Source organism: Okeania sp. SIO2C2 (assembly GCF_010692625.1).
In the GTDB taxonomy this organism is placed as follows: domain Bacteria; phylum Cyanobacteriota; class Cyanobacteriia; order Cyanobacteriales; family Microcoleaceae; genus Okeania; species Okeania hirsuta.
The window spans coordinates 1-3,304 of sequence record NZ_JAAHGM010000139.1 but is presented as its reverse complement, the minus strand read 5'-3'; the positions used below and the strand labels follow the sequence as shown (position 1 = coordinate 3,304).

The 3,304-nt window shown below is 45.6% G+C and carries 2 protein-coding genes; both read left to right on the top strand.

Going from position 1 to position 3,304, the window contains the following annotated elements:
• Positions 1–1,028, top strand: a 1,028-nt coding sequence (locus tag F6K18_RS37185; protein ID WP_353735278.1) for a tetratricopeptide repeat protein, incomplete at its 5' end; no start/stop codon positions are given.
• Positions 1,029–3,304 (top strand): tetratricopeptide repeat protein (locus F6K18_RS35840; protein WP_353735279.1); only part of this gene is annotated, 2,276 nt, incomplete at its 3' end. It abuts the gene before it with no gap.

The window sequence follows — 3,304 nt, the reverse complement described above, 5'->3', positions numbered from 1 at the left end:
CTCTAGTGTGGGGAGCAACAATTATTAGTATCTGTGGGTTAACTGTGGGGATGGTGAAACCAGTAGTAGGGGAAATTAAACCTGTTGTGGTAGCGCAACAATCTGGGGAAGTCGAGGAGTTGAAGCGACTTTTTCAACAAGCAATTGAGTTTTCAAAACAAGGCAAATATAGTCAAGCTATCCCACTATTAGAACGTGCCTTGATTATAATAGAAAATGCAGGTGGTTCTGAAACCCCTGAGGCTGCCATAGTTATTAATTTTTTAGGTATGCAGCACCATCAACAAGGGAACTATAGCGAAGCCTTACTCCTATACCAAAAGTCTCTGACAATCAGAGAAAAAGCATTAGGAGCTGACCATCCCTCAGTTGCTGCCAGCCTACTCAACCTGGCAGCACTGTACCAAGCCCAAGGGAAGTCCACAGAAGCCTTACCCCTATACCAAAGGTCTCTGGCAATATTAGAAAAAGCATTAGGAGCTGACCATCCCTCAGTTGCTGCCAGCCTACTCAACCTGGCAGAATTATACCGTGCCCAAGGGAACTACACAGAAGCCTTACCCCTATACCAACAGTCTCTGACAATATTAGAAAAAGCATTAGGAGCTGACCATCCACGCGTTGCCGCTAGCCTCAACAACCTGGCAAATTTGTACCTTGCCCAAGGGAACTACACAGAAGCCTTACCCCTAGTCCAAAGGTCTCTGGCAATCAGAGAAAAAGCATTAGGAGCTGACCATCCAGATGTTGCCCACAGCCTCAACAACCTGGCAGAATTATACCGTGCCCAAGGGAACTACACAGAAGCTTTTCCCCTAGTCCAAAGGTCTCTGGCAATCAGAGAAAAAGCATTAGGAGCTGACCATCCAGATGTTGCCCACAGCCTCAATAGCCTGGCAAATTTGTACCTTGCCCAAGGAAATTACACAGAAGCCTTACCCCTAGTCCAACGGTCTCTGGCAATCAATGAGAAAGCATTAGGAGTTGACCATCCACAGGTTGCCCTTATCCTCAACAACCTGGCATAACTGTACCGAGAACAAGGAAATTACACAGAAGCCTTACCCCTATTCCAACGGTCTCTGGCAATCAATGAGAAAGCATTAGGAGTTGACCATCCACAGGTTGCCCTTATCCTCAACAACCTGGCAGCACTATACCAAGGCCAAGGGAAGTACACAGAAGCCTTACCCCTAGTCCAAAGGTCTCTGGCAATCAGAGAAAAAGCATTAGGAGCTGACCATCCACGCGTTGCCGCTAGCCTCAACAACCTGGCAGAACTGTACCGAGAACAAGGAAATTACACAGAAGCCTTACCCCTATTCCAACGGTCTCTGGCAATCAATGAGAAAGCATTAGGAGCTGACCATCGAGACGTTGCCATCAGCCTCAACAACCTGGCATTACTGTACTATTTACAAGGGAGCTACACAAAAGCCTTACCTCTATTGCAAAGATCTCTAGCAATCAGAGAAAAAGCATTAGGAGCTGACCATCCATACGTTGCCACCAGCCTCAACAACCTGGCATCACTGTACCGTGAGCAAGGGAAATACACAGAAGCCTTACCCCTATACCAAAGGTCACTGGCAATCAATGAGAAAGCATTAGGAGCTGACCATCCATACGTTGCCACCAGCCTCAATAACTTGGCATTACTGTATCTTGCCCAAGGAAATACAACCAGTGCTATTGAATATCGCACCCAGGGAATGGAAGTACAAGAAACCACTCTCACTACTTACCTCGCCACAGGTTCAGAAAGCCAAAAACAAGCCTCCATGAGAAAGCTCTCAGTCACAACTCACGCCACAATATCCCTACACCTCCAAGACGCACCCACCAACGCCAAAGCAGCCAACCTCGCCCTCACCACCATCCTCCGGCGCAAAGGTCGCATCCTCGACTCCACCATCAACTCCCTCCAAACCATCCGCGACAACCTCACCCCAGAAAACGAAAAACTCCTCAACGACCTGGCAAACACTCGTACTCAACTAGCTGCCCTCATCTACAATAAACCCAAAAATCTCCCACCAGAACAATATCGCCAACAAGTAGCTACCCTCAAAGGCAAAGTAGAAAAATTAGAAGCAGACCTTTCTCTTGCTAGTGCAGCATTTGCTCAGACTACTAAACCAGTAACTATTGAAACAGTACAAAAGTTAATCCCTGCTGATGCAGCATTGGTGGAAATTATGCAATATTACCCCTTCGATGTCAAAGCTAAACCAGATGAACGATGGAGAAAACCCCACTACGCAGTTTACATCCTCCATTCTACAGGCAAACCTCAATGGCTAGACTTAGGACTAGCAGAACCCATAAATAACACCATCAATGAGTTTCGCAATAATTTATCACAACCAAATAGTTCCATCCAAGAAGTTGCCCGTACCTTAGAGCAACAAGTAATGGAACCCATCCGCCAAAAGTTAGGTAACGCCAAACACATCCTCTTATCCCCAGACTCTCAACTCAACCTCATTCCTTTTGCTGCTCTGGTAGATGAAAACAACCAATACTTAATCCAAAACTATAATATTACCTACCTCACCACCGGACGCGACTTAATCAAACTAGAAATTGACTTCCCCACCAAACAACCACCCATATTAGTTGCCAACCCTGAATACGACACCCCAGGCAACCCCACTTCTGTGCGACTTGTTGCTAATAATAAACGTGGTGACAAAAAACCTACTAGAGATTTAGGTAGTTTTTTATTTGCTCCAGAAAACTTAACTTTTGGAGCATTATCAGGAACAAAAGCAGAAGTGGAAGCTATTGCACCAATGTTATCAGATGTGACTCTGTTAACGGAGTCGAATGCTACAGAAAATGCTATTAAACAAGTGAATGCACCAGAAATACTCCATATTGCCACCCACGGTTTCTTTCTGGAAGATTTAGAAGAAGTTGCACCCCCAATATTAGTCGGTGGTTTTGATACTGACATTCCCCAAGCACCATCCAACAAACTAGAAAATCCACTGTTACGTTCGGGTCTTGCTTTAGCAGGGTTTAACCCTCGTGAAAGTGGTAATGAAGATGGAGTAATGACGGCGTTAGAAATTGCGAATTTGAGTTTGGGGGGTACAAAGTTGGTAGTATTGTCTGCTTGCGATACGGGAGTAGGAGATGTGAATGTGGGAGAGGGAGTTTATGGTTTGCGTCGAGCATTAGCTCTTGCGGGTAGTGAAAGTCAGGTAATTAGTTTGTGGCAGGTGGATGATTTTGTTACGAAAGAGTTGATGGTGAAATATTATCAGCGGGTGTTGGATAATGAGGGGCGATCGGAAGC